We start from the raw sequence: 25,227 nt of genomic DNA on the forward strand, positions 1-25,227 counted from the left end.
TTGTAGCCGAGCCGACGGCCGCCAACTGAGGCAGCCTTACTTCTCCTAGGCTGGTTCTGGTGGTCGAAGCCCCGGAGAGGTGAGCCACTCGTTCATGTGGAGGACGGTCTCTAGCTGGCGGATTTTCCTGAGCAGCCCGTCCATCTGAGGACCGCACTCTCTGGAACGTGCACCAATCGTTTTCGCATCCTGGCCGCATCATGGTCCAATTGGCCGCGACACCGGACGGGACGAGATATCTCAGCATCGCCCGAACTGTGAGTCTTTCCGCGGGTTCCTTTCTTGCCCGCCCGCTTGCAGTTGCAGTCGGGCTCGGATGCGAAATGCCTATGCAAGCGAGACGGCCTACTCGAAGAGCTTGGATTTGGATGAGCCCGACGCGACAGACCCTATTGGCACAGGATGTCACCGGGCGCTACCACCGACCGGACGCCTGCTTGACGTCGGCACAATGACCGCTTCGTCTTGGGCATCACCGAGAATCAAACGCCCATCAGGATCGAGTTTTGACTTCGTCCCGGAACGATTCCCGATGATTCAGCAATCGGAGGCCGCCCGGCTAACAGGATCTGCGCTGCGAAGCGGACTCTCTGGCACCAATCCGAAATTGAAACGTTATGCTCGATGCAACATCAATCGGGTGGCATGAATGAAAGTGAAGTGCTGGACAAGCTCCGGCGCCATGTTCGCATTCTGGTGGATATCGCTCGACTTGTGGGTGAAAACGCGGATTTGAATCGCTTCCTCGATCAAGCGGTCGTGCAGATCGCCCGAGCGGTGGAGATAACTCACGTAAAGGTTCTCCAATATCGTCCGCGAACGTCCGATCTCCTTGTCGTTGCGGGTATTGGATGGAAGGAAGGTGTCGTCCGCACCGCCACGTTATCAGCCGACCTGCGTTCACCGCCTGGACGGGCGTTTCAGACGGCCGAGCCGGTCAATATCAAAAATCTGAATGAGCAGGACGAATACGTTCATTCGAATTTTCTCAAGGAGCACGGAATTATCTCTCTCACAAACGTGCCTGTGCGGATTGACGGCGCAGCGTGGGGCGTGTTGGAGGTGGACAGTACCACGCCGAGAGACTTCTCTGAGGATACAACCGATTTCCTGACCGCCGCGGCTGCGTTGATAGGAACTTTCGTACTTCGTCACCTTGAGTTTCCCGACAAAGAAACACGCCTATTGACCGCTGCTGCGGAGGCCCAGAAAAGAGATATTTTGCTGCGCGAAATGCAACATCGCGTAAAGAACAACTTTCAGCTCGTTCTGGCTTCCATTTCACTTCAAAAACGCAGACATCAAAGTCAGGAACTCCACCGCGCGCTGGACCATGTCGCGAACCGCATCAATGCGATTTCGCTCGCGCATGATCAGCTCGCACCTCGAGACGAGCGTCAGATAGTTAAGCTTTCCGATTACATTCGCGCACTGTGTAGCGCGATCCATCAACAGATTGAGGAAGTCGAAGTTGATGTGATTACCGATGAGCTTGAGTTGAGTATTGACCGGGCGGTACCGGTCGGCCTCATTTTGAACGAGGCCGCGATGAACAGCATCAAGCATGCCTTCGGGCCCGAGGGCGGCCGGATTAGGGTCCGTTTGGAAGGAGGCATTGGCTATGGCGAGGCCATCTTGTCGGTGTCCGACAACGGGCGCGGCATACAAAATGCAACCGAACGCGGGTCCGGACTAAACCTGATTGCCTCCCTAGCAAGGCAGATCGGGGGGACCGTCGAACAGGAGAGCTCCGCCTCGGGCACGACAACATCGCTGCGGTTTCCTTTGATTGCATGATGATAATCCGGTTTCTTTGGAAGGGTGGCGCAGTTGGCTCGGACGGCTGACTTCTGCAATTGCAGACCGGGCGAGTTAAGCAACTCTCAGATAGTCAAAGAGCATCGTTTTTGCCGAATCCTCCATAAAGTCAATCGCGTGCAAACACAGGCCGAACCGCTTTGATACGCCCTCAAGCGGTCCGAATCATTAGATAAGCGGTCTAGCTTTCAGCGTGGGCCCAGTGTCCTTGCGTCGGGACCGGCCACCTCAGGCGCGACCACGCGCAATGATGTGAGCTGCTTGATTGCTCGAAATGTCTCCGCCGAAAGTGCAAGAGTGGCTGACGGTAAGCCGCTCTTTTTCGCCGTCGAACCCGTACGCCCGGGTTAGGCCGCGCGCCGGTTCTCTTCCATGTTTTGCTTGATATGCTTCCCGGCTTCATCGGCCATTTTGAGCGACATGTCGGCAATCCGTCGGCTACACTCCAGAGCGGCTTCTACGGTCTCCCGCACCATATCACTCTGAACGGCTGCAAAGTCCTGAGGAGTCCGGCAGGATCATAAGTCATTCATGCGTCCCGTGTTCTTCTCAACTTGATGCCGCATCATCTCGAAGTACTCTTGAGACATTTCGCTCATCGTCCTGGCAGCAGGGGTGCCGGTGTAAAGTATGGTCTGTGCGTTGCGAGCCGACCGTTCGGTAGCCTGCTGCACCCCGTCTCCTGACAAACCGAGCGTACGACCAAATTGCTCAGTAGACTGGCCCATTACCGAAGTCGTCATGTCCAAGCCGAAACGACATACGTTCTGTAACGTCTCGACGTTTTGCTTGATCAGATTGGCACTTGCTCGAGCCACTTCCTCGCCGGCTTCAGCCGCTGCTTGTCCAACACGCGCGGTCTGATCCAACACGCGCGGTCTGATCGGCTGCAGTTTGTCCGACGCGGCTTGTCTGTTCAGCGGCCTTCTCGCCGGCGCGGCGGGCCGCGTCCTCCATGCCGTGCGTAGGCCTGTGCTCTTGATGTGGGTTTGTCATTTTTGTTCTCCTTGATTGATGACGTGCCCAGCTCCTTCGCGAGCAACGCGACTTGGGTGAGACCGTTCCAAGGCTATCGTTCTGAGATCCTCGATAGCGCTTTGGAACGACGACAACGTGTCCCGGTTATGCTGCAGACTGGCTTGGCTGGGCCATGCTGCCGGCTATTGACCTCGCGAGGCTTAGCAAATGCACTCTGCTGAAATTGTCTCCATCGGTGTGGGCGTTCTTCTCGTTCTAGTGATCGGGAACCTCGTATTCTCGTTCGCGGCTGAACGGAAAGACCCGCCCATAGGCAGCTTCATCGAGTGTGAAGGCGTCCGGATTCATTACCTTGAGCGTGGTGATCGGGCAGCGCCCAGCGTGGTGCTGTTTCACGGCAACGGCTCGTTGATCCAGGATCTCATAATCAGCGGGCTTGTGGACCGTCTTGCTCGTCACAACCGGGTTCTATGCTTTGATCGGCCAGGCTTCGGATATAGTCAACGGCCCCGCGCGCGCATCTGGACGGCGACGTCCCAGGCGGCGCTGTTCGTGAAGGCATTTGACCAACTCGGTGTGCGCGAACCTGTCGTGCTGGGCCACTCATGGGGTGCGCTGGTTGCCATCGCCATCGGATTGCAGGATAACTACCCCGTCCGCGGTCTCGTGCTTGCCTCCGGTTACTACTTTCCGACACGACGGTGGGACTTCTGGATGATGTCAGGTCCAGCGGTGCCGGTGTTGGGTGATTTGATGCGCTACACCGTAGCCCCAGTCATCTCCTGGACCATCCTGCCTGCACTACTTCGAATGCTTTTTGCGCCTCGCTCCGTTCCGGACAATTTCAAGGATCGCTTTCCAGCCTCCCTGACGCTTCGACCGAAGCAACTGAGGGCGGCCGCGGAGGAAAGTGCGTTTCTGATTCCGGAAGCAGCGCGACTGCAGTCGCGCTATTCAAGCATTCGGTGCCCGGTCCATATTTTCCACGGAGCAGGAGACCAGCTTATCGAAGCTGAGCAGGCTCGACGCCTACATCAAGTGCTCAGCCGCTCCGATCTGCACCTTGTGAATGAGGCCGGGCATATGGTGACTTATGCCGACGGTGGCGCCATTGCGCGGACCATCGATAACCTGGAGGAGCCGTTGCGGATCATCTCGTCCCAGGATGAGGACGCAACAGCTAGACGAGACCGCGAGCCAGGTCGTTCACGAGCGCACTGATGCAGCATCGCTAATTGCTGTACAGCCCTAAATGATCCGCCGATTTCTGAGTCTAAGCCCTCTACGAGCGGTCGGCTCCGGCCAGGACGGATAGGACCTAGCCGGCGAAGCCTGCGCTCGCGATGGGCGTCCACGACGATGCCTCTCCTGCAAGGCGCACTAACCATCGAGGTGCCTTGGCTGGCTCAATGACCTCGGCGCACCGGGCGTAGATGCGGTGGGCGCTCCTTTCCCCGTTCACAAGTTGTTGTGCTCGCGAACCTTCCTGAGCTGCATTAATTTCAAACACAGAGCGAAGTAATTTGTGCGGATACTCCGCACGTTCAATCGAAGATAGGGCGGACATGCGAGCGGGTCGATTTCTTCTGAGCTTTGCATTGGCGGTCGGTTGCGGCATCACCGTTCAGAGTACCGCCCTTTCGCAAGAGTATCGCGGAACCTGGGAACAACAACGGGCATGCACGCCCGACGTTTGGCGGCTATGCGGCGCGCAAATCCCCGATGTGGACAGGATCGTGGCTTGCTTGCGGCGAAATACTCCGCAACTCAGCGATCGGTGCCGTGCGGCTTTTGCACAAGGAGATGTGCCCGCACGTGATGAGAATCGCGACTACGGGCAAAGTGCTCGGCTGTTCGAATAGAACAACAGGCTAAAGCACCTCGGCGCGAACTTGGGCCACGCCACGGTCTGTAATTCTTAAGCTGCGTGCAGCACCGAGCGAAAGATCGAGGACGCGGCCTCGAACCCAAGGTCCCCGGTCCGTGATACGAACGACTACGGATCTGTAGTTCGTCTGTTCGGTTACGCGAACCTTGGTGCCGAATGGTAAGCTGCGGTGCGCAGCAGTCAGCGCATCTCGATTGAACGAGGAGCCGCTAGCCGTTTTCCTCTTCGAGTATGAATAGTAGGAGGCTTTTCCGGAGAACGCGCGGTTCAAAGATCGAGATGCCGAGCGACCTGACGAGGGACGGCTTGTCTGCTCTTCCCTTATCGAAGGTTGCTCTTGCAGATTTTGCTTGCTCTCGTTGGGCAGCTCGGGAGCTGGCTCTGCGTGGGCCTTTGGGATGATGGACCATCTATCGTCGAAGGATTGTGCTGCAGCAGAATTTATTTGAACGCCCAACCAGGCCGGGACTGCAGCAATCGCGAGTATTCCAAAATGAAGCAGACGCATGACAAGGCCTCAAGAACAAAAACTACGACTATGAAATGCAGATTCATGAGGCAGCGTTCCTGAGCACGGACGATTGTCGCGGTGACGAGCGGTGAGTTGATACCGATACAAGGCTGGCACGACGACAAGGGCGCAATGCAGCAAAAATGACCCTGCCCGGCCATGAGGCCGCCGTGTCACAGTGCTGGGGATACTAGCCAAGCGTCGGCTAACGTGCAGACGGCAATGGTTCAGTTGAGCTTGGTTGAAGGCCGCGGCGGCGGTTGCGGACTTGTTCGAGGAGCCTCCAAGCCTCGAATGAGTCCGCACACTTGCAAGCTGTCCTAGTCTCGGTGCTGAGACCATTTTGGACATGTTGTTCAGCTAACATTCAGTCGACAGGTCCTAACCTGCTCCGTTCATGGCAAGTAGGTAGGACAGATGAGTTCCTTTTGACCCGATGGCCGCAGCGATTGATTGGCTGGACGCTTACCGCGCAAGCGATCTTTCGATAGCAGACTTGTACTCTGAGAGCGCCGCGGAATGCTGCAATGGTCAGGCGACAGTAGTTGGCCGCGCCGCAATCACCGAATATTGGCGGCTGCAATTCGCTGAGAGTCCAGCTGGCGAACTTGAAGGCTTGCAGGCAGAGGGTGACGAGCTCGTGGTTCGCCAGACAGCTCTCGAATTTGGTGACACGGGAGAGATCGTTAAAAGTCGATGCCGGCACGTATGAAGAGAAAATTGGCGCAACGCGCTTCTGTCGAACGCGGTTTCTAGCTTTAACCGGAACGCGAATCTCTATGCTGAAGGCGCGAGGACCTCGGAAATGAAATTTTTCTTCAGAGAACGCAGTATGCCCGTGATGGCATGCGAGCTTTGCTTGCAGCCTATGAAGTTCTTGGGCGATCACGCGGAATGCAGGCTGTTCAGATGCGAGAGCTGCGCTCTTGTCAGCACGGAAAGCGCTGAACGTGAACCGGGACTTGCGCTCGCACGGCGTGCCGGCGTGAGCCTTCATTATTGAGTGCATCAGTCCGAGCGCCCTGATGCGTCTTTGCACGGCCCCGGTGGTCCCCGGGGGCCCTGCAATTACGAAGTCGAGCATGGCAGCACATACCGGCAGGCGCGGCAGGCGGCCATCCCGCTGGCGCAGGGTGGCCGCCCGATCCTTTCGTGACTGTCAGTGTCGCGCCGCTCAGTACGGGTACCTGCCGGGGCAAACATAGTTGCCGTAGGCGTCGTAGCCGCAGCCGCCGCGATAGTACGCGCCCGCCGCAGCCGCGCCGAACGCAGCCGCGCCCACGGTCGCGCCGAGGTTCGCGATTATGCCGACCGCTTGCGTGCCTCCGGCGTCAACGCGACCCTCACCTCCGTTCCCGGCGCTCTCCACGGATTCGAACCCCGGGCGCTTGATACGAAGCTAGCCCAGGATTTCATTGCGAACGCGCAGGAATGGCTGCAGCGTTGCTTGCAATAAAAGGGGTCGACACGCACCAACTGCTTGGGTGCTTTCGCAACGGGCAGCGGAACGCGGTGTTCAGAATGAAGCAGTGAAATAAGCGATTTTGATAAGCAATATCAATGGCTGGGGCGGGAGGGATCGAACCTCCGAATGGCGGAATCAAAATCCGTTTGATTATTCAACGATTTCAAGACGCATTTGGAAAAAAGATTCAAAATGCCCTCCAAGGATATCAATAGCTTGGCAGTCGTTTCCAAATGAAAACAGCCATTGTGGCATAGACAGTTGCCCCGCAAAGGTCACACGTAAACGTGTCTGCTTGCGTGCTGTGGGGTGGCATGGAACGGGAATGAGCAGATCGTGTGCGGCGACGAATGGACGCCGCGTCAACAGATACTGTCGTTATTGCCAAACATCACCGAAGAGGATTTAGGATCTTGACGTCGGCGAAGTCCTTCTATCGCGCCCATCCTGCGGATCGTGTTTTCATATTGAAGGCGGCGTTTTGTGCTCGCGGGTCGGCGAGCTAGGGTAGCCTGCTGCTCCCGCAGTTCGTCCCGGCGCGGCGCGGTACTCGCGTTCCAGCGCCTCGATATGACCCAGGACATTCTCCAACACTTCGCGCGCGGAGCCGTCCCGCGCCTCTCCCTGCCATTGCGCGAATTCCGAGCGCAAGGCGAAAAGAAGTTCAAGGCAGCCGTTCACTTCATGCCGTTCGCGTTCCTGATCCGACATGCTCGCGCCTGACATGTGCCACCGCCCTACTTCACCGCCCTCACCGTAAAGCCGGCCACGAAGCGGTCGACGAAGAGATTGTAGATGATCGCGATGGGAACGCTTGCGATCAAGCAGGCGCCCATCATCGAGCCCCAGAAATAGACGTCGCCGCGCACCAGGAAAGTCGGTACGCCGACGCTGACGGTGTAACTCGATACGGAGGTGATGAAGGTGACGCCGTAGACGAATTCCTGCGTCACGAGCGTGAACGCGAAGATAACCGCGCAGCACGCCGGCGAGCGAGATCGGCATCACCACCTTGACGAACGCGCCGAGCCGCGAAAGCCCGTCGATCATCGCCGCATCCTCAAGATCGCGAGGGATCGCCTTGAGCGATTTTTTTCTAGGCCGCCCTTCTGGCACCTTCTCTGACATCGCTCATCGGTCTGATCTCGCCGATCAGCTCCGTGCCTCGATAAATTGACACCTTCGCGCCGGGCGCGATCTGCCAAACCTTCTCGTGTGCAACAATTAGAGCTTCCTCGAGCGTCGGCTTGGCGGCGCGGTACTCGCAATTTCGCGCCCTCACCGTGTAGATTCGCTGGGTCATGATGGGATCCCTCAGTTCCTCTCCGGGGTCGGACAATCAGCTGCGAGCCGTGATCCGATCGTGATCCTCGCGATGACAGAAGCTGGCGCGCGAGCCGGCCTAGCGGACCGGACCAGCATGGCTGCGACGGCGCTGGCAAATCCCAGTATCATGATACTGGCGGCCGTTACGGTGTCCACGTCGATTGACCTACAGGATCGCCAGCGAGGGCACGAGGAGCGTAATAACGTGATCCCGACTGTCTTGATCCCCGGGCATCAGGGAGGCGGCCCGGCGCGCGCCGCGCTAGCCGACGCTGCACGGCTTGTTGAGGGATACGGCTCGACAGATGCCCCCTGCCCCCGCAGGACAGCACCGATCTGACCGCCATCCCGACACCCATTTTGTGTTTCTCTGCCCGGCTATCCGCACCCGGACCCACGACGCGCGGGGTCCCCGAAGCCAGCTAGGCACAACGGATTGATAATTTGCCGACCGACCGCGGTGACGCTTTGATAGCGGCATGCGGCCTCAGAAGATCACTTTTGGCGAGATGCGGGAATCGGGCGTGTTCGATGTCGTCGTCTTCTGCGGCGATTATCATTGTAGCCACTCCATCACCCTGCCCGCCGATCGCTGGCCGGATCATGTAAGGCTCTCGGACGTCGAGCCGCAGTTCGTCTGTAAGCCATGTGGCAAGCGCGGCGCCGATGTCCGGCCAGACTTTCAAGGTAGCAGCAAGCAAGGCTTGGTAATGGGCCTGCGCTAAAATTCAGTTCCAGAATTAACCTCCACGGGTCTTTGATCTCGATCGGAAAAGTCACCATTGGGGCAAGCGCAAGCTGAAGAGAGACCAATGACTGTTTTTGTCCGTCAACACGAGCAAGCAGGTTGGCGACCCCGAGCAGTGGTTTGAGGAGAACGACCCCGAAGGCGTAGCCCTTGAGTATGAGGCCTTGGAATGAAGGAGGCTCTGATGCGCATTCTGACCTTGGCGATTTTGGCGATCGGGATGGTCTCAATAGGGCCGGCCGCCACCCAGATGTACGATCCGGCATTTCCGGTTTGTCTGCGCTTGTACGACCGGACCATCTATTACGAATGCAGCTAAACGTCGCTGCCTCAGTGCAACGCGTCGGCATCGGGCCGCTCGGCACATTGCGTCATCAATCCATATTTCGCGAGCGCGCAAGAACCCGCGGGTTATCGGCGGCATCGCCGGGTCTACTAAAGTGAGCCGCATCGTCCGCAGGACCGCTTACGCTATGCTTGTGATCATAGTAGTGCTGGCGATCGTCTGGCAGGTGCTGAGGTCGTTGTGGACTGCAATTGCCGCCAACTAAGATACGGCCCCAGCGGGGGCCTTGGGGGGCGGACTGGGGCCGCAAGTGAGATGCGTCTCCTGTGCCGAGAAACAAACTGGCTTCGGCACATCCCTCGATAGCAAAAGGCAGACTGGCTCGTACTTACGCTTTAGGGGCATCCAACCAGATCTTTTGGAGTGCCTCATTAGTGGCCCGCCAGCGTGAACCGGCGGGCCCTGCGAGTCACGACAATCAACCTATCCTGAGGTTTTCGGCCGACTCTTTACCGCGGTTGGTAACTAGCTCGTAGCTAACCTTCGCACCCTCATTCAGGCTGCTCAATCCCGCCCTTTCAACGGCCGAGATATGGACGAACACGTCCTTGCCTCCGTTGTCGGGCTGAATAAATCCATAACCTTTGGTGGGATTGAACCATTTCACTGTCCCTATCGCCAATTAGTATCTCCCTTTAATGAAAAAGATGGATCTCAATCACGCGCGATTCGTCGGCCAAGCTCATGGCCGCTTCATGGCAAAAAGTCGTCGCTGTGAGTCCTATCGGAGTCGCGGCGAGCCGAAGGCGATGACATCACCCAAATGGGTTATGGCCTTTTAGAGCGCCGCAATTCCTGAGGCGCTTAACCGCCATGACGGGTTCAATCCCGAGCTCAAGGATACGTCCGCTTTACCCCCATAAAGAGAAATCGCTGCGAGAAAGTCTCACGTCAGAAAAGTGCCGATTTTGTTGCGAAAGTCGGCCACGGCCGATGGATGACCGTGAGCATTCGGCTTAGGACGACCGGCTTTGATCTGCCGGCCGTTACGCGGTTTACGCAACTCCAACGCTACGCGGCACACAGAGCCGTAGTGGGTGGTGGTCGAGCGACCAGCGAAGCGAACCGTCGGAGATTCTGAGCTATTGCGGCCAGAACAAATTCATCCTGAGCACCTTGAGGCCCGCGCAATCGAAGCCGACCAAGCCTCAGGATACGCTTCAAGTGGGCGAACCGCATCTCGATCTTTTTGCGCTCACGCCGTGATTGCTCGAAGGCTTCGGTGTCCGCGAGAGACCGGGCAACGTCTCGGGCGTGCTCATGGATGTCGCGCGGAATCCTGCGAAACGGAGCCTTCGGACAGCATAGCGATTTGAGTTCGCAGCCGTCGCAATCATGCTTCCTCGCCAGATAGAGCAGCGTGGTTCCGTCATTCACCAATGTCCCGGTTGTAGTCAGGGTCTTACCCGCAGGGCAGTGATAAACGTCGCTCGTCGGGTCATATCGAAAGTCACCACGCGAGAAGGTGCCATCGTCCCGCTTCGATTTGTCGAACACGGGGATGTGTGGCGCGATGCCCTTCTCCTCGACCAGCCAGTTCAGCATCGGAGCCGCACCGTAAGCCGTATCCCCGACAAGCCGCTCTGGCTTGAGGCCGAAGCGCTCCTCTGTCCGCTCGATCATGGTCTTTGCCGCACCGACTTCGGCCTGCCGAATGGAGCGAGAGGCCTCGACGTCAACGATAACGCCGAACTTCACATCGATGAGATAGTTGTCGGAGTAAGCAAAGAATGCCGGCCCCTTGTGAGCTCCGGTCCACTGCGCCGCAGGATCAGATGGCGAGACGAACTTCGGGACAACCTCGCTGGCGGCGCCCCACGCCGTATCGTCAAGGGTCGCCAGATACTCCTTCACAGCGCGGCTTGACCTTGCCGGATCGCGATCCTTGCGCCAATCCTGACCAGCGATCGAGCGCTGCTTGTTGGCATCGGCCGCAATCAGGCTCGCATCGACGGCGAAGCCTTCACCGCCAACTAGTCCGGCCGCAATGCACGCCTCGACGACCCGTTCGAACATGCGGCGAAAAATATCTCCGTCGCGGAAGCGTTCGTTGCGGGCGCGCGAAAACGCCGAATGATCCGGGACAGCATCCTCGATACCGAGCTTGCAGAACCAACGATAGGCGAGGTTCACCTGCACTTCACGGCAGATTAACCGCTCCGAGCGGATCGCAAAGACATACCCCACGACCAGCATCCGGATCATCAGTTCCGGATCGATCGACGGGCGGCCCATCGACGAATAATGGGGTGCAAGTTCGCTGCGGAGCCAGGACAGATCGAGAGCAGTGTCGATCTTCCGCACCAGATGATCTTCGGGGACCGCATCGCCAAGACGAAACTCGTAGAACAGTTGACCTTGGTCACTCTTCAGACGGCCCATCATGGATCGACCTCACCGAGAATCGCGTCAACACAACGGAATCACGCTTCGCGACCTGTCTCAACCGACTTTTGCAACAAAATCGGCCAAAAACAGACTCATGCGCAGCCGCAAGCAGCCCCTATTCGATCACCCGGTCGGCTCGCAGCAATATGGAGGCGGGCATCGTTCGAATGTCGACGGCTCGGCTTCAGGGGCACGACAAGATGTAGCTGGGACAACAGCCCGAGCCCCAGTGCCGGCAAAAAGCTGTCCTTCTTACCGGCAAAGATAGTAGAGGTTGATCCATGTCAGACCTTGGACAAGCTCGACGTTCCACGCTTCTCGACGCTGCCTGGCGGACAGCATACCGCGTCGGTTTCCCGCTTGCCCGAATCTGGTGGCGGCTGCGGCACCAGCAGCATGAGGGGGCGCTTGTGGCTGTCTACGTCGGTCCGGCGCTACTGCTGGTGCGCTCGTCGTATAGGATCGAGTGGAACTTCCCCGGCGGCACTGTCCGGCAGGGTGAGACGCCTGAAGTAGCGGCTCGGCGCGAGCTGGCAGAAGAGATCGGCCTCACCGGAGCATTCCCGCTGGTCGCCGTGGGCGACGCCTGGGGCCTCTGGGACGGGCGAAACGATAAAGTGCATTTCTTTGAACTACGACTGGATCGGCTGCCCGAGTTACAGCTCGACAACCGCGAGATCATCGGCGCGCGGCTGATATCGCCGAGTGAGTTGCGCGGCATGGCGCTGACCGGGCCGGTCGCCGTCTATCTCGACAGGACGATTCCGCCGGGCTGCCATTCAGAGTGACCGCGCAACGCTACTGCAATGTTCACGATCCTTGAAGGCTGAAAGCTTCCGACCGACGCGAGCGGATGGCGACCGATCGTGCGAATGTCAATGGCACGGTTTGGGAGCGACACCACATCATTTGCATGAGGGCTGTGTTGTGCGTCACAGCAAAGACTGGCCCCCCAATGTCTGAATCGGTCAAAAGGCGCCGTGCGGAAGATCGTTCGGCTGCTTCCGGTTTGCCCCGATGAGCGACAATCAAAGAGCCAGACTGGACTTCGCTTTCGGGCCATGGGCGGCTGTCGCGATCCTTGTAGGTCGTTATCAACAAGCGGGGTATCGAAGGCGCGTCATCCGCCACTCCGACGAGGTTGAATGGCGGCGTACGCTTCACTATCCCGCCCGTGTAGCGCAAGGCTATTTGCGCGTTGGACGCTATTGCCGGCTCATGCCAACAGCACCCGGTTCGCTGTCAGTCGTCAATTCGATGCTAAATCGACCAACGCCTGTTGGCTTGGCTTCAAACTTGACGGCCTTGCCTGAGAGTGCGGCAAGTGTGCCGGAAGCGAACTTGAACAGCGCTTTTCCAGAAGCTTCTCTACCGGCAGGCTTGCCATCTTTCATGACAACGGACCCTCTACCCTCGGTGAGTTGGCTAACTGCTAGCCCCCCGGACGCTCGGACAATTCCGCCAGCAGACAAATACGTTCCTTGAGGACCGTCCCACTCACTGATCGCAGACGCTGTGTACACCGTGCCTTTCAGCATGCCCTCCACACCAAGGCAAGAATATTGGAGGCTGATGAGCTGATGCCCATCCCGGTCAGCGATCGGTTCCTGGCTTGCCGCGCCGACAACGCTGCATTCATACCGCCCAACCGTCTGGGTGAGTCAGGCGCTCAGCAGATTGCCGGACCAGGTGCGCCAGTATGGCGTAACGACGCAAAAGCAGTCTCCGACGCCGCTGCTGTATGTGAGCCTCTATTAGCCGCACGCGGTGAAGAACGTCGGCTCTAGCAAGGCCGCCGAGCTTGCCACCTACATCGTCGAGAAAGGCAAGCCGCTTCTGAAGCTGAGCGAGTAAGCAGCTCAAGAACGCCAGGCAACCGGCATCACAGCTGCACGCACGCGACATTCGAATTTGGAAGACCGACCATGAGCAATAGCTTGGAGAAAATCGACCTTCGCGGCCGATGTCACGGTGGCGTCGCTATAGCAATCGCTGCGGTCACGGCACTCAGCGCTTCACTACCCGGCTCTTTCGTTGCACCGGCACACGCCCAAACTCTCTCCAGACAGGAACAGAAGGCGGACATCGGCTTCCTCGAGATCGACAAGGACATCACGCTCCGGAGAATGGTGGTCCGCAACACGAACCCGAAGGGGACCGTTCTCTTCCTGCACGGATTTCCGGAGACACTTTACGCCTGGAAAGACATCTCTCTTACCCTCGCCGCCGACTACGAAGTCCACGCTTTCGATTGGCCGGGCTTCGGGCTTTCGTCGCGGCCGACGGTCGACAGGTTTTCGTACGCTCCGAGCGACTACGCACGCGTTCTGAACGACTACATACGCAAGGCGGGCATCGACACATCAAAGCTCACGATCTACGCAACGGACATCGGAGCTCTGCCGGCACTTCTCTTGGCCCAGGAGAAGCCCGGCATCGCGACCTCGATCATCGTCGGCGATTTCGCCCCGTTCGATAGACCTCAGTACATGTACGAGAGCCTGCAGAACCTGAAGGCTGGACCGTTGATGCGCCAGGCTCGTGACCAGCTGAACAAGAATCGCGACGACATCCTCGAGAACGCGTTCAGAAGAGGCCTGCACGAAGAAGCACAATTCGATGTGCCGCGCGACTTCAAGGACGACATGTCACGCGCCTGGGGTCACGGCGCAATAACGACAGCGGATGCGTTCTCGTACTACTACGCGCACTTTACGCGGGACCAGAACCACTTCGAATCGCATCTGGAGCAACTCGCAATCCCGGTGAAGGTCGTGTGGGGCGAGAAGGACCTCTACATCAAGAAGGAGATGGGCATCGAGCTCGCCGACAAGATTGGCGCCGAGCTGATGCTTCTTCCCGGTGTCGGGCACTACCCTCACCTCCAGAATCCGAAGCAGACCATCGAAGAGGTTCGCGCCGCATTTCGGTGAATAACCCAAAAGTACCGCGCGTCAGTGGCGCGATGTCGGCCTGATCGCCGCCATGCGTGTTGGAATGGTGGCACGCTGTCGTGTTCTGTTGTGACGTAAGCCGGTAACTCGGTTTGTCAGCGACTGGTAAAGTCGCGAGGCGGAGTGGCCAATTCACATTATCCGGACCAGCATCGCTGCTTCAACCAGCTGTTCCCGACGGTACTCCTAGGCGAGCCGTGGCTATCGCCCGACCGAGCAGAGGCGCCAAGTCTTCATTGAACGACTGAATTGCCCGGAAGGTGTCCAACCCCTCGGGCAGTAACGCTGGCGAAGCAACAAAGGCAAGATTTTCCAGTCTCCGCGCCAGGATGCCCAGGGCCTCCTTGCGATCTACGATAGCTGCCGAACATTCAACGAGTACCGCGATTGTTGGCATAAGACGGCCAATGCTTTTATCCACAACAAGGCGTTCAATAGCGACGATGGCAACGGCCTCGGCGGAATCAAAATCCGCGCGCGCACGATTTCTGGTTGCCAACGCGAATTCATATACTAATATATCAATTGAGAAAGCAGCCATGCCCGCCCGCGCATCGAAAAGGACGAATCCAACGGTTCGCCGAATTGCCGCCGGCTCGCGCCGCAGCGGCAGACCGCGTGCGGCGACAGCAGCATCGAAGATCTATTCCGATCTTCGCGGCGAACTGGTGTCCCTGCAGCGCCGCCCCGGCGAAGCGATTTCCGAGGCGCAGATCGCCCTCTCCTACGGGGTGAGCCGCACCCCCGTTCGCGAGGCGATCCTCAAATTATCCGATGAAGGCCTGCTGGAGATCTATCCACAGTCCGGCATCTTCGTCTCGCGCATTCCGGTGGCTGCGCTCCCCGAAGCCATCATCATCCGCAAGGCGCTGGAGGAGACCACCGCGCGGATGGCCGCGGAACGCGCGACCTCGAGCCAGATCCTGGCGCTGCAGTCGATCCTGGAACGCCAGCGCGAGGCCAGCGCGGCCGGAGACAGCGACACGTTCCATCAAGCCGATGAAATGTTTCATGCTACAGTCGCCGAGGTCGCCGGCTATCCCGGAATCTGGAAATATATCCAGCAGGTGAAGGTTCACGTCGATCGCTATCGCCGGCTGACCCTGCCCCAGCGCGGGCGGATCGCAAAGGTGATCGTCGAACACGAGGCCGTCCTGACTGCGATCGAGGCGCATGACGCAGAGGGCGCAAGGCGGGCGATGGAAATCCACCTCGAAAACCTGCTCGAGAACATCTCGGCTACCCAGCATATCAATCCGGAGTACTTCGACGAGCGACCCTAGAGCTCGAAAGCCCATAAAACGATAAACAACATCAGGAGGAACAACATGAAACGCCGCGACTTCATCAAGTTGAGCGCAGGGCTCGGGGCAGCGATGGCGACCACGGCGCCGCTGTCGTCCGCCTTTGCACAAACCAAAATGGTGCTGAAGGCCTCCGACGTTCACCCGCTCGGCTATCCGACGGTCGAAGCCGTCGTTCGGATGGGCAAGAAGCTGGAAGCCGCCACCAATGGCCGGCTGACGATCCAGATGTTCCCCTCGATGCAGCTCGGCGGCGAAAAGGAAATGATCGAGCAGGCCCAGCTCGGCGCACTGCAGTTCGCCCGTATTTCGGTTGGCGCCGTCGGCCCCGTCGTGGACGACGTCAACGTCTTCAACATGCCGTTCGTCTTCCGTAACTCCAAGCACATGGAGAAAGTCATCGACGGCGAAATCGGCGACGAGTTGCTGGCGAAGATTTCCTCGGCCGAAAAGACCGGCCTGATCGCGCTGTGCTGGATGAATGCCGGCTCGCGCAACGTCTACAACAACAAGCGGCCGATCCGGACCATCGCCGACCTCAAGGGCCTCAAGGTCCGCATGATGGGCAATCCACTGTTCGTCGATACCATGAACGCGCTGGGCGGCAACGGCGTCGCGCTTGGCTTCGATCAGGTGTTCAGCTCGATGCAGACCGGCGTGGTCGACGGCGCCGAGAACAATCCGCCATCGTTCATCGCGCAGAACCACAACCAGGTGGCCAAGTATTTCACGATGACCGAGCACCTGATCATTCCGGAGCTCTTGGTGTTCTCGCGCATCTCCTGGCAGAAACTGTCGCCGGAAGACCAAGCGCTGATCAAGAAACTTTCGAAGGAAGCGCAGGCCGAGCAGCGCGTGCTCTGGTATGAAGCCGAGAACGCCGCCATCGAAAAAATGAAGGCGTCCGGAACCGAAATCATCACCGACATCGACAAAAAGCCGTTCCAGGATGCCGTCAAGCCGGTCTGGGACAAGTACGGCGCGAAGTATGCCGCGATGGTCAAGCGTATCGAAGCGGTCCAATAGGACACGACTGGCGATCGCGAATGGCCGGAGGTTCGCTCCGGCCGCTCCGCCGAGTTGCCGACGCGATTTGAGGCGCCGTTACTCTTCGAGGTCAAAATGTCCAATTCTGCGGCCGGAATTTTCCGGCGTGTGAACGATGCCGTTTACTGGACCGGTGCCACGATCGCGTGCGTGGCGCTCGTGCTGGTCTCGGCGGTCATTCCGTGGGCCGTCTATACCCGCTACATCCTCAACAGCGCCTCGTCATGGCCGGAGCCGATGGCCGTGCTGCTGACCGTCGGCATCACCTTCATCGGTTCGGCCAACTGTTATCGCCAGCGCATCCACATGAACATGACTGTCGGTACCGACTTGCTGCCGCCCCTGCTGCGACGCGCCTCGCTATTCCTCAGCGAGATATTGATGGGCGTGATCGCCATCTTCATGGTCGTTTGGGGATTGCGGCTCGTTCAGACCACTTGGGATAATTCGGTGGATGAGTTTCCCTGGCTTTCGGTCGGCATCACCTATCTTCCGATCGTGGTCAGCGGCGCAATGATGCTCCTGTTCGTCGTCGAACGCCTGACCATTGGCCCGCCGCCGCGGGATGGCGCTGACGCTCACGTACCGGTCGAGTAACTGCCATGGATATCGCGGTTCTGCTTCTCAGCATGTGCTTGTTCTTCGCGATCGGCATGCCGATCGCCTATGCGCTCGCACTGTCCGCGCTCGTCGGCGCGCTCTGGATCGATTTGCCCGTCGGCGCGGTCATGCAGCAATTTGCCAGCGGCGTCGGAAAAGTCTCAATGCTGACCATCCCGTTCTTCGTGCTGGCAGGCGCCATCATGGCCGAGGGCGGCATGGCGAGGCGGCTGGTAGATTTTGCGGCCGTGGTCGTCGGCTTCACGCGCATCCGGGGCGGCCTCTCACAGGTCAATATCCTCGCAACCACGATCATGAGCGGCATTTCCGGATCTTCGGTCGCCGACACCTCCGCGATCGGTTCGGTCATGATCCCGCAGATGGCCGCCAAGGGCTATCCACGGGTGTTCGCAACCAATGTGACCATCAGCGCCTCGCTGCAGGCGATCATCGTCCCACCGAGCCACAATTCGGTGATCTATTCGCTGGCGACCGGCGGTGTGGTCTCGATCACCAGCCTGTTCCTCGCCGGCGTGATCCCCGGATTGCTGCTGGGCTTCTCGCTGATGCTGCTTTGCCTGTTCTACGCCTATCGCGACAAGCATCCGAAGGGCGAACCGGTCCCAATCCGGCAGGCGGTCAAGATGCTTGGCGACGCCGTATGGGGGATCGTGACACTGGTCATCGTCCTCGGCGGCATCCTCACCGGCGTCTTCACCCCGATCGAGGCCGGTGCGGTTGCCTGCGTCTGGGCGTTCTTCGTCACGATGTTCATCTATCGGGACTACAAATGGTCCGAGCTGCCGCTACTGGTCTACAAGACGCTACAGACGGTCGCGATGGTGCTGACGCTGGTCGCAACCGCATCGTGCTTCGGCTATGTCGCCGCCCTGATGCAGATGCCGGCGAAAATGACCGAATTCTTTGTTGCGATATCGAGCAACAAATACGTGCTGCTGATGTGGTTGAACATCATGCTGCTGATTCTGGGAACGGCGCTCGATCTCGCGCCTCTCTTGCTGATCTGCACCCCGATCCTGCTGCCGGTGGTCAAGAGCTTTGGCATCGACCCGGTGCATTTCGGCATCGTCATGCTGCTCAACCTCGGCATTGGCCTGCTGACGCCGCCGGTGGGGACGACGCTGTTCGTCGGCTGCGCCATCGGCAAGGTTTCTGTCGATGAGGTGATGCGCGGCATCTGGCCATTCTACTACGTGATGTTTACGGTGCTGATGATCGTGACCTACGTGCCCTGGCTGTCGCTGGCGCTGCCGAGGGCGTTCGGGTTCTAGTTCAGGCGCCGCAGTTCGCGGGCAGAGGAGACACCGCGTGAAGATCGTTGACCTCAGCCGAGAGCTTTATCACCGCACGCCGAGTTATCCCGGCCACCCGCCGGTCATGCATGGTATCTGGAAGACCCACGAGGAATCCTTTGCCGAATCCGGCAATGTGCACGGGCTGGCGTCGATGTTCATCTCCATGGTGGACCACGCCGGCACCCACATCGATGCGCCCCGGCATTTCGGCAGGAGCGGCATTTCGATCGATCAGTACCCGCTGGAGAAATGCATCGTGCCGGGCATCTGCATCGACCTGCGCCACATCGCGCCACGCGCCGAGATTACGCCTGCGGACCTGGAGGCGGCGGTGGCAAAGGCCGGCGTGCCGGTGCCGAAGGGCGGCACCGTCCTGCTCTGCACCGGTCACCACGAACGGACATTCCCCCGCAAGGAATATTCGACCGACAATTCCGGCGTGAACGTTGCGGCCACCGAGTGGCTGGCGCAGCAAGGCGTCGTGCATTTCGGCATCGATTCGATGCGGCCGGGCCCCGAGGGCAAGGTGAACGCCCTCGTCCACAAGGCCTGCCTCGACCTCGACATCACCCATATCGAGAGCCTGTGCAATCTCGAAGCATTGCTCGGCCGCGGCCAGTTCACCTTCATCGGCCTGCCGATGAAGTGGCGCGGCGGGACGGCCTCGCCGATCCGCGCCGTGGCGGTGTTCGATATGTGAGAGAGCCGGCAGCACGCACTGGCGGCACATCGTCGCCAAAGGCGGCATCAGGCCGCTACCCTTCCAACGTCACGTGTATGGACGCGCCGCAAAAGCTTGCCTAAACTCATCCCAATAAAAACCGACACCTGACTAAAGGTGCGGACGATCGGGCGGGCACACCCGCCGATATCAGGGAGGAGTTCATGGATCATTTTCGGCGCACCAACCGCGCACTCATTGTTGCATCCGTCGCTGCGATGTCGCTCCTCATGGCGACACCGGCATCTGCGCAAGATACCTTCAAGCTCGGTATCGTAACGTTTCTCTCCGGGCCGGCAGCCGATAGCTTCGGCGTTCCCGCACGCAACGGCGCGCAGTTCGTCATCGACCAGCTGAATAAAGGTTCGGTGCCCTCACCTTACGAGAAGGTCGGATTTGGCGGCATGAAGGTAGAGCCCGTCATCATCGACGAGAATGGCGGCGCCACCAAGCAGGTGCAGGAGCTGCGTAACCTCTACCAGCGCGATAATGTCGACGTCGTCCTCGGCTACATCAGTTCGGGCGACTGCCTGGCAGTGGCGCCGATCGCCGAAGAATTGAAGAAGATGCTGGTGCTGATGGATTGCGGCACGCCGCGTATCTTCGAGGAAGCCAAATACAACTACGTCTTCCGCACTGCCGCACATGCCACGATGGATAACGTCGGCCTCGTCAGGTACATGAAGGCCAAGAACATCAAGATGGACACGCTCTCGGCGATCAATCAGGATTACGCTTGGGGCCAGGACAGCCGGGCTGACTTCGTCGCAGCCGCACAACAGCTCTACCCCAACGTCAAGGTTCAGACGGACCTGTTGCCCAAGTTCGGTGCGGGCCAGTACGGCACCGAAATTTCCGCCCTCGTAGGAGCTGGCTCCGATGTGGTCTATTCGAGCCTGTGGGGCGGCGACTTGCAGGCCTTCGTTCTGCAGTCGGCTCCCCGTGGGCTGCCCAAGCGTAGCCAGCTCGTCTTCAGCGCCGCCGATCATGTGCTGCCGCCGCTCGGCGACAAGATGCCCGACGGCACCATCATCGGCGCGCGGGGCTCTTATGGCCTGATGTCGCAGAAATCCCCGCTGAACGATTGGCTCTTCAAAGGGTACGAGGCAACCAATGGCGTCTACCCCGTTCAGGCGGCCTATCGCATTACGCAATCGATTCTCGGATTGAAGGCCGCGGTCGAAAAGGCCATGAGCAAGAACGGCGGAAAGAAGCCTTCGACCGATGAAATGGTCGCCGCAATGACCGGCCTGGAGTGGCCGTCGCCTGGCGGACTCATCCAGATGAAGCTCGCCGACGGCCATCAGGCGATTCAGCCGATCGCCTTCAGCCGCACCAAATATAATCCGGATCTCAAGCGGGTCGATCTGATTGATATCCAGTACTTTGCCGCCGAATGCGTCAACCCGCCACCGGGCGTGAAGTCGATCGAGTGGATCAAGGGCGGCATGCAAGGCGCCAAGTGCAACTAGACGGCACCGGCATTTGAAAAACGCCATCGAGCAGCGCGGGCCTGAAGTCCGCGCTGCTGCCTTCCGTTCGCTCAGGACCGCGTGATCCCGTCGCCATGAATTTCTTTTTGACGATCATTCTCGATGGCCTGATTCAAGCCTCGTGGCTGTTCATCGTCGCCCTTGGGCTGACGCTGGTATTCGGCGTACTGAAAATCCTCAACATCGCCCACGGCAGCTTCTACGCCCTCGGCGCCTACATAGCGGCAACCGTCGTAACCATGGTGGCCGCGCGCAGCCTCCCCCCAAGCGTTGGGTTCGTCGCGATGCTGCTCTCGGTGGCGTTGATTGCGTCCGCCGTCGGACTTCTGCTGGAACGCGGCCTCCTGAAAATGTTCTATGGCCGGGACGAAGTGGTGCTGCTGCTCGTGACCTACGCCGTGTTTCTGATCCTTGAAGATGTCACCAAGCTGATCTGGGGTGTCAATCCGATCTATGCGACGCAGCCATACGAGCTGTTCGGCAATATCGAATTCGCCGGGCTCTATTACGTCGGCTACGATCTGGTGCTGATACCGATTTCAGCCGTGATCGGCTTTGCGATCTGGTTCGGTCTCAATCGCACCGTGATCGGAAAAATCGTGCTTGCCGTCATCCATAACGAGGAAATGAGCGTGAGCATGGGCGTCCGCGTCAACCGCGTCTATGCGATCGCATTTGCGTTCGGCGTCCTGCTCGCCGCCCTCGCCGGCGCCCTGACCGCGCCGAAAATATCGATGCAGCCTGGCCTCAGTTCTGATGTCATCATCCTGAGCTTCGCAATCGTCGTGATCGGAGGGCTGGGCAGCGTCGAGGGGGCGGCAGTCGGCGCGATTCTGGTTGGGCTGGCACGCGCTGCGTCGGTGCATCTGATGCCGCAAGCCGAACTGTTCATGATCTATTTGATCATGGCGGCAGTGCTGATGTTTCGCCCTGAGGGCCTGTTCAAGCGTGAAATGGCAAGGCGGATTTGATGAAGACAGGCCTGCATCCCCTGGTCATGATCGCCCTTGTCGCCGTGGTGACGCTGGCCGGCCGCGCACTCCCGACCTGGACCTTGTCGCTGGCGACGATTGCAGCCTCCAATGCGCTGATCGCCCTTGGCATCGTCGTGCTGGCACGCACCGGCAACGTGTCGTTCGGCCAGGGTCTGTTCTTTGCCGCCGGCGGCTATGGCGTGGCGCTGATCGCCAACGCCTGGGGTCTCACCGACGCGGTGGCACAGGTGATCGTCGGCGCGGCTTGCGGTGGGCTGCTCGGCCTGGTCATCGGGCCGTTGATCGCACGCTACAGCGGAATTTTCTTCGGCATGCTGACATTGGCGCTATCGATGGTGTTTTACGGCGCGCTGGTGAAATCGACCGCGCTTGGCGGCTCCGACGGGTTCAATGTCGGACGGCCGAGCCTGTTTGGCATGAGCTTCACCGATCCGCGCGAGGCCGACTTCATGCTGTATGCCGTCTCGGTCATCGTGACCGGATTTGCCGGCATCGCCGCGACCATCCTGTTCCGGTCCGAATTCGGTCTTGCCAGCCTTGCGGTGCGTGAAAACAACCTGCGAGTCGAATATCTCGGCCTCTCGGCCAACCGGATCATATCGATCAACTTCCTGATCGCCGCCATTTTCGCCGGCGCCAGCGGCGCCTTTGCCCTGATGGCGCAGCGGCATATCGATCCACAATTCGCATACTGGACCACATCGGGCGAATTCGTTTTCGTGGCGGTGCTTGCCGGCAACCAGAGCGTGGCCGCTGTCTTTGTCGCCTCGATGGCGCTGGAACTGGTCCGTTCGTTCTCGAATCTCTATTTGCCCAATACCTGGCAGCTCGTGCTCGGTGTCTTCCTGCTGGGCGTCATTCTGTTTCTGCCGCGCGGCATCGGTTCGCTCTGGATCAGGGACCGGCGCAAGCGGCGCATCTCGGCTGCGGCTCCCCTCACCGCCGAACGAGGAGCCGCACCGTGACCCCGGTTCTTTCGGTACGCCAGCTCGAGAAGCGGTTTGGTGCGGTGGTTGCGGCCGATGCGCTCACCCTCGATATTCCGGCCGGTCAGAAGATCAGCCTGATCGGCGCCAACGGCGCCGGAAAGACCACCTTCGTCAACATGGTCACCGGCTATCTCAAACCCGACAGCGGAACGATCCTGCTCGACGGAATGGACATCGGCAGACGTTCGCCGCGAAGCGTCGCCCGGCTCGGTATCTCCCGCTCCTTCCAGATTCCGCAACTGTTTGTCGAGCTTACCGCCGCCGAAAATCTCACCGTGGCGATTTCCGGCATCGGCACACGGATGTCACTCCGAGCGCCGGCGGAGGCCCAGGGCCGCCGAGACAAGGCCGTCGAATTGCTGCAACGCTTTGGTCTTGCCGATCTGGCCGATCGCCCGATCTCGGAGCTTGCGGGGGGCGTGCGCAAACTGATCGACATCGCCATGGCGTTGGTGCGCCGCCCAAAACTGCTGCTGCTGGACGAGCCGACCTCCGGCGTATCGGCGGAAGAAAAGTTCACGACCATGGACCGTGTCATCCACGCCGTCGCGCCCGACGCAGCGACCATCGTATTTGTCGAGCACGATATGGAAATCGTCAGCCGCTATGCCGATCGCGTGGTGGCGTTCTATCAGGGCCGGGTTCTGGCTGATGGAGCGCCCGCCGACGTGCTGAATAATCAGGAAGTCCGCCGCTACGTCACCGGGAGCGTGCGATGAATGACGCGGCGCCGTTGCTCGCAATCGACAATCTCGTCGTCGAGATCCAGTCGATGCCGGCGTTGCGCGGCTTTACAATGCACGTTGCGAAGGGCGCCATGGTCAGTCTGGTAGGCCGCAACGGCGCCGGCAAGACGACGCTGATGCGTTCAATCATGGGACACCTTACGCCGGCCAGGGGCATGGTGCGGTTCGAAGACAGCGACCTCTCGTCCCGTCCGCGCCATGCGCGCGCTGCACTCGGAATCGGCTACATGCCGGAAGATCGCTGCCTGGTGCCTCAGTTGACGGTCGAGGAAAACATCATGTTGCCGTTGTGGGTCGCCGGGCACCTCGACCGCAAGGCCCGGCTCGACTTCGTCTATGAGGTGATCGGCGAACTCACCGAGATGCGGCAGCGCAAGGCGCTACTGCTGAGCGGCGGACAGCAAAAGCTGGTCGCGCTCGGCCGCGCGCTCGCCATTGGCACCAAGTGCTTGCTGCTTGACGAGCCGTTCGAAGGCATTGCTCCAGCGCTTTCGGAACGGCTGTCGGAGGTGCTTGCATCTCTCAAGGGCAAGGATCTGACCTTGCTGATGTCGCAATCGGACCTGAATCACTCGCGTGGACTGATTGACATGGAATTCACGATTGAACGTGGCGCCAATCCCGTACCTTAGAGCATGATCCGGAAAAGTGTGTAGCGGTTTTCCGATGACGATTCGAAGAAAAGTCACCGCGCTTTAGCGAGCCCTGAGCGTACGGACCTCGCTCCTGCAGCTTCGCGACCCGGTCATTCGCCGTCGTGTCCGGATCCTGCTTCGGCGAGATCATGAAGCTTCTCGGCGTTCAACACGACGATGGCACCATGCTCGAGGCGGACCCAGTCGCGGCCTGCCCAGGCGCGCAATTGCTTGTTGATGCTCTCCCGGGTCATGCCGACCATCTCGCTGATCTCCTGCTGGGTGATCGCGATGGTTCGACCCTGCGGCTCGGATTTATGCTTTTCGGACAGGCGAAGCAGCGCGCTGGCCAGCCGTCCTGGCAGATTCTGCAGGATGATCTGCTCGACCTGATCGCTGGTCGATCGCAAACGGTCGCAGAGCAATTCGATGAACTTCATCGCCAGCGCCGGTTGCCCCTTCACAAAAGGAATGAATTCGCGCCGGTCGATGACGAAGAGTTCGCAATTACTGTTTGCAATGGCGTCGGCAGAGCGGGCCTTTCCGTCGAGCAGTGCGATTTCGCCAAAAATTTCGCCAGGCCCAACGATATTGAGAATGGCGTTCCGCCCATCCGGTGAAGAAATGCTCATCTTCACTGTGCCCGAAATGACAGCGTAGAGGCTGTTGCCGGGGTCTCCCTTGGAGAACAGCGTGGTTCCCCGCTTCAGCGTGGTATGTTTGGCGTAACGGCACAGCTGCTCGAACGCCTCAAGCTCAAGGTCGGCAAAGGCCGGGTGCTTGCGCAAAACCGACAGTTTACCGCTCGGGAATCCGTGAGCTTCACCCGTCCTTTGTTGAGGCACGCCAGTCAAACTCCAGGGGAAACAAGGGATTGCACCCCTTCCGTAATCAAGGCAGGCAGGCTTTTCAACCGGAAAGCGCACGGCCGCGTCGATTTGGCGGACCTAAGACAGCCC

The 25,227-nt window shown here is 59.3% G+C and carries 29 protein-coding genes; 18 read left to right on the plus strand and 11 right to left on the minus strand.

The window, feature by feature from the left end; all coding sequences use genetic code 11:
- Positions 1-167 precede the first annotated feature (167 nt).
- Together LMTR21_RS42070 and LMTR21_RS28735 are read left to right on the plus strand one after the other, a co-directional pair.
- Positions 168-455, plus strand: coding sequence for a short-chain fatty acyl-CoA regulator family protein (locus tag LMTR21_RS42070; RefSeq protein WP_210250535.1), 288 nt, complete (start codon positions 168-170; stop codon positions 453-455).
- Between the two features lie 169 nt (positions 456-624).
- On the plus strand, positions 625-1,797 hold the full coding sequence (locus LMTR21_RS28735) for a sensor histidine kinase (RefSeq protein ID WP_065754336.1): 1,173 nt from the start codon (positions 625-627) through the stop codon (positions 1,795-1,797).
- A 368-nt stretch (positions 1,798-2,165) separates the two neighbouring features.
- Here LMTR21_RS28735 and LMTR21_RS41300 read toward each other — a convergent pair whose 3' ends face one another.
- Together LMTR21_RS41300 and LMTR21_RS41305 are read right to left on the minus strand one after the other, a co-directional pair.
- Entirely contained in the window at positions 2,166-2,294 is a 129-nt protein-coding gene (locus LMTR21_RS41300; RefSeq protein ID WP_246174393.1) for a hypothetical protein, read from the minus strand.
- 42 nt (positions 2,295-2,336) lie between these two features.
- A complete protein-coding gene (locus LMTR21_RS41305) occupies positions 2,337-2,690 on the minus strand; it encodes a hypothetical protein (RefSeq protein WP_246174399.1) in 354 nt (117 codons plus the stop codon).
- Between the two features lie 313 nt (positions 2,691-3,003).
- Here LMTR21_RS41305 and LMTR21_RS28745 point away from each other — a divergent pair, with 313 nt between their 5' ends.
- Positions 3,004-4,017 (plus strand): alpha/beta fold hydrolase, encoded by a 1,014-nt coding sequence (locus tag LMTR21_RS28745; protein WP_065754335.1) that lies wholly within the window; start codon positions 3,004-3,006, stop codon positions 4,015-4,017.
- Positions 4,018-4,667: 650 nt separating this feature from the next.
- Here the strand turns inward: LMTR21_RS28745 and LMTR21_RS42075 are convergent.
- The 4 genes from LMTR21_RS42075 to LMTR21_RS28775 form a co-directional block, all read right to left on the minus strand.
- Positions 4,668-5,192: a septal ring lytic transglycosylase RlpA family protein gene (locus LMTR21_RS42075; RefSeq protein ID WP_084030746.1), complete on the minus strand. Its 525-nt coding sequence runs from the start codon at positions 5,190-5,192 to the stop codon at positions 4,668-4,670.
- Positions 5,193-7,122: 1,930 nt separating this feature from the next.
- On the minus strand, positions 7,123-7,371 hold the full coding sequence (locus LMTR21_RS28765) for a hypothetical protein (protein WP_141688409.1): 249 nt from the start codon (positions 7,369-7,371) through the stop codon (positions 7,123-7,125).
- A gap of 26 nt (positions 7,372-7,397) precedes the next feature.
- The gene (locus tag LMTR21_RS40635) at positions 7,398-7,613 is read right to left on the minus strand and encodes an ABC transporter permease family protein (protein WP_210250536.1); all 216 of its coding nucleotides are present in this window, start codon (positions 7,611-7,613) and stop codon (positions 7,398-7,400) included.
- Positions 7,614-7,756: 143 nt separating this feature from the next.
- Entirely contained in the window at positions 7,757-7,963 is a 207-nt protein-coding gene (locus tag LMTR21_RS28775) for a hypothetical protein (RefSeq protein WP_141688408.1), read from the minus strand.
- Positions 7,964-8,465: 502 nt separating this feature from the next.
- On the opposite strand from LMTR21_RS28775, the gene LMTR21_RS28780 reads away from it, so the two are divergent.
- From LMTR21_RS28780 to LMTR21_RS41655, 3 genes are all read left to right on the plus strand, one after another.
- Positions 8,466-8,711, plus strand: coding sequence for a hypothetical protein (locus tag LMTR21_RS28780; protein WP_065754330.1), 246 nt, complete (start codon positions 8,466-8,468; stop codon positions 8,709-8,711).
- Between the two features lie 207 nt (positions 8,712-8,918).
- Positions 8,919-9,053, plus strand: a complete 135-nt coding sequence (locus LMTR21_RS41650) for a hypothetical protein (protein ID WP_347339133.1) — start codon at positions 8,919-8,921, stop codon at positions 9,051-9,053.
- Between the two features lie 6 nt (positions 9,054-9,059).
- Positions 9,060-9,173 carry a DUF3551 domain-containing protein gene (locus LMTR21_RS41655; RefSeq protein ID WP_347339185.1) on the plus strand — a complete coding sequence of 38 codons (114 nt, stop codon included), beginning with the start codon at positions 9,060-9,062 and terminating at the stop codon, positions 9,171-9,173.
- 325 nt (positions 9,174-9,498) lie between these two features.
- Here LMTR21_RS41655 and LMTR21_RS28790 read toward each other — a convergent pair whose 3' ends face one another.
- Both LMTR21_RS28790 and LMTR21_RS28795 read right to left on the minus strand, forming a co-directional pair.
- Positions 9,499-9,702, minus strand: a complete 204-nt coding sequence (locus LMTR21_RS28790) for a cold-shock protein (protein WP_065754329.1) — start codon at positions 9,700-9,702, stop codon at positions 9,499-9,501.
- Between the two features lie 389 nt (positions 9,703-10,091).
- Complete coding sequence (locus tag LMTR21_RS28795; RefSeq protein WP_065754328.1) at positions 10,092-11,465, minus strand: IS1182 family transposase; 1,374 nt, start codon at positions 11,463-11,465, stop codon at positions 10,092-10,094.
- A gap of 413 nt (positions 11,466-11,878) precedes the next feature.
- Here LMTR21_RS28795 and LMTR21_RS28800 point away from each other — a divergent pair, with 413 nt between their 5' ends.
- On the plus strand, positions 11,879-12,256 hold the full coding sequence (locus LMTR21_RS28800; RefSeq protein WP_283813519.1) for an NUDIX domain-containing protein: 378 nt from the start codon (positions 11,879-11,881) through the stop codon (positions 12,254-12,256).
- Between the two features lie 417 nt (positions 12,257-12,673).
- Here LMTR21_RS28800 and LMTR21_RS40355 read toward each other — a convergent pair whose 3' ends face one another.
- Positions 12,674-12,862 carry a hypothetical protein gene (locus LMTR21_RS40355; RefSeq protein ID WP_187399215.1) on the minus strand — a complete coding sequence of 63 codons (189 nt, stop codon included), beginning with the start codon at positions 12,860-12,862 and terminating at the stop codon, positions 12,674-12,676.
- Between the two features lie 531 nt (positions 12,863-13,393).
- Between LMTR21_RS40355 and LMTR21_RS28815 the strand changes: the two genes are divergently transcribed.
- Entirely contained in the window at positions 13,394-14,401 is a 1,008-nt protein-coding gene (locus LMTR21_RS28815) for an alpha/beta fold hydrolase (RefSeq protein ID WP_084030745.1), read from the plus strand.
- Between the two features lie 181 nt (positions 14,402-14,582).
- Here the strand turns inward: LMTR21_RS28815 and LMTR21_RS28820 are convergent, their stop codons facing one another.
- On the minus strand, positions 14,583-14,963 hold the full coding sequence (locus tag LMTR21_RS28820; RefSeq protein ID WP_065754326.1) for a hypothetical protein: 381 nt from the start codon (positions 14,961-14,963) through the stop codon (positions 14,583-14,585).
- Between LMTR21_RS28820 and LMTR21_RS28825 the strand changes: the two genes are divergently transcribed.
- From LMTR21_RS28825 to LMTR21_RS28870, 10 genes are all read left to right on the plus strand, one after another.
- Entirely contained in the window at positions 14,962-15,705 is a 744-nt protein-coding gene (locus LMTR21_RS28825) for a GntR family transcriptional regulator (RefSeq protein WP_065754325.1), read from the plus strand. The two genes, LMTR21_RS28820 and LMTR21_RS28825, sit on opposite strands and share 2 nt — an antisense overlap.
- A gap of 45 nt (positions 15,706-15,750) precedes the next feature.
- Positions 15,751-16,752, plus strand: coding sequence for a TRAP transporter substrate-binding protein DctP (dctP, locus tag LMTR21_RS28830; protein WP_065754324.1), 1,002 nt, complete (start codon positions 15,751-15,753; stop codon positions 16,750-16,752).
- Between the two features lie 96 nt (positions 16,753-16,848).
- Positions 16,849-17,370 (plus strand): TRAP transporter small permease, encoded by a 522-nt coding sequence (locus tag LMTR21_RS28835; RefSeq protein WP_065754323.1) that lies wholly within the window; start codon positions 16,849-16,851, stop codon positions 17,368-17,370.
- Between the two features lie 5 nt (positions 17,371-17,375).
- Positions 17,376-18,665 carry a TRAP transporter large permease gene (locus LMTR21_RS28840; protein WP_065754322.1) on the plus strand — a complete coding sequence of 430 codons (1,290 nt, stop codon included), beginning with the start codon at positions 17,376-17,378 and terminating at the stop codon, positions 18,663-18,665.
- Between the two features lie 37 nt (positions 18,666-18,702).
- Complete coding sequence (locus LMTR21_RS28845; RefSeq protein ID WP_065754321.1) at positions 18,703-19,389, plus strand: cyclase family protein; 687 nt, start codon at positions 18,703-18,705, stop codon at positions 19,387-19,389.
- Positions 19,390-19,574: 185 nt separating this feature from the next.
- Positions 19,575-20,882, plus strand: a complete 1,308-nt coding sequence (locus LMTR21_RS28850; protein WP_065754320.1) for an ABC transporter substrate-binding protein — start codon at positions 19,575-19,577, stop codon at positions 20,880-20,882.
- Positions 20,883-20,977: 95 nt separating this feature from the next.
- The gene (locus tag LMTR21_RS28855; RefSeq protein WP_065754319.1) at positions 20,978-21,874 is read left to right on the plus strand and encodes a branched-chain amino acid ABC transporter permease; all 897 of its coding nucleotides are present in this window, start codon (positions 20,978-20,980) and stop codon (positions 21,872-21,874) included.
- Entirely contained in the window at positions 21,874-22,863 is a 990-nt protein-coding gene (locus LMTR21_RS28860; RefSeq protein WP_065754318.1) for a branched-chain amino acid ABC transporter permease, read from the plus strand. The genes LMTR21_RS28855 and LMTR21_RS28860 overlap by 1 nt, the downstream gene beginning before the upstream one ends.
- The gene (locus LMTR21_RS28865) at positions 22,860-23,606 is read left to right on the plus strand and encodes an ABC transporter ATP-binding protein (RefSeq protein WP_065754317.1); all 747 of its coding nucleotides are present in this window, start codon (positions 22,860-22,862) and stop codon (positions 23,604-23,606) included. Before LMTR21_RS28860 ends, LMTR21_RS28865 begins: the two co-directional genes overlap by 4 nt.
- Positions 23,603-24,265 (plus strand): ATP-binding cassette domain-containing protein, encoded by a 663-nt coding sequence (locus tag LMTR21_RS28870; RefSeq protein WP_065754316.1) that lies wholly within the window; start codon positions 23,603-23,605, stop codon positions 24,263-24,265. Before LMTR21_RS28865 ends, LMTR21_RS28870 begins: the two co-directional genes overlap by 4 nt.
- A 113-nt stretch (positions 24,266-24,378) precedes the next feature.
- On the opposite strand, the gene LMTR21_RS28875 is transcribed toward LMTR21_RS28870, so the two are convergent.
- Positions 24,379-25,113: a Crp/Fnr family transcriptional regulator gene (locus LMTR21_RS28875; RefSeq protein WP_065754315.1), complete on the minus strand. Its 735-nt coding sequence runs from the start codon at positions 25,111-25,113 to the stop codon at positions 24,379-24,381.
- Between the last annotated feature and the right edge of the window lie 114 nt (positions 25,114-25,227).

The organism is Bradyrhizobium paxllaeri, assembly GCF_001693515.2.
GTDB classification, from domain to species: Bacteria; Pseudomonadota; Alphaproteobacteria; order Rhizobiales; family Xanthobacteraceae; genus Bradyrhizobium; species Bradyrhizobium paxllaeri.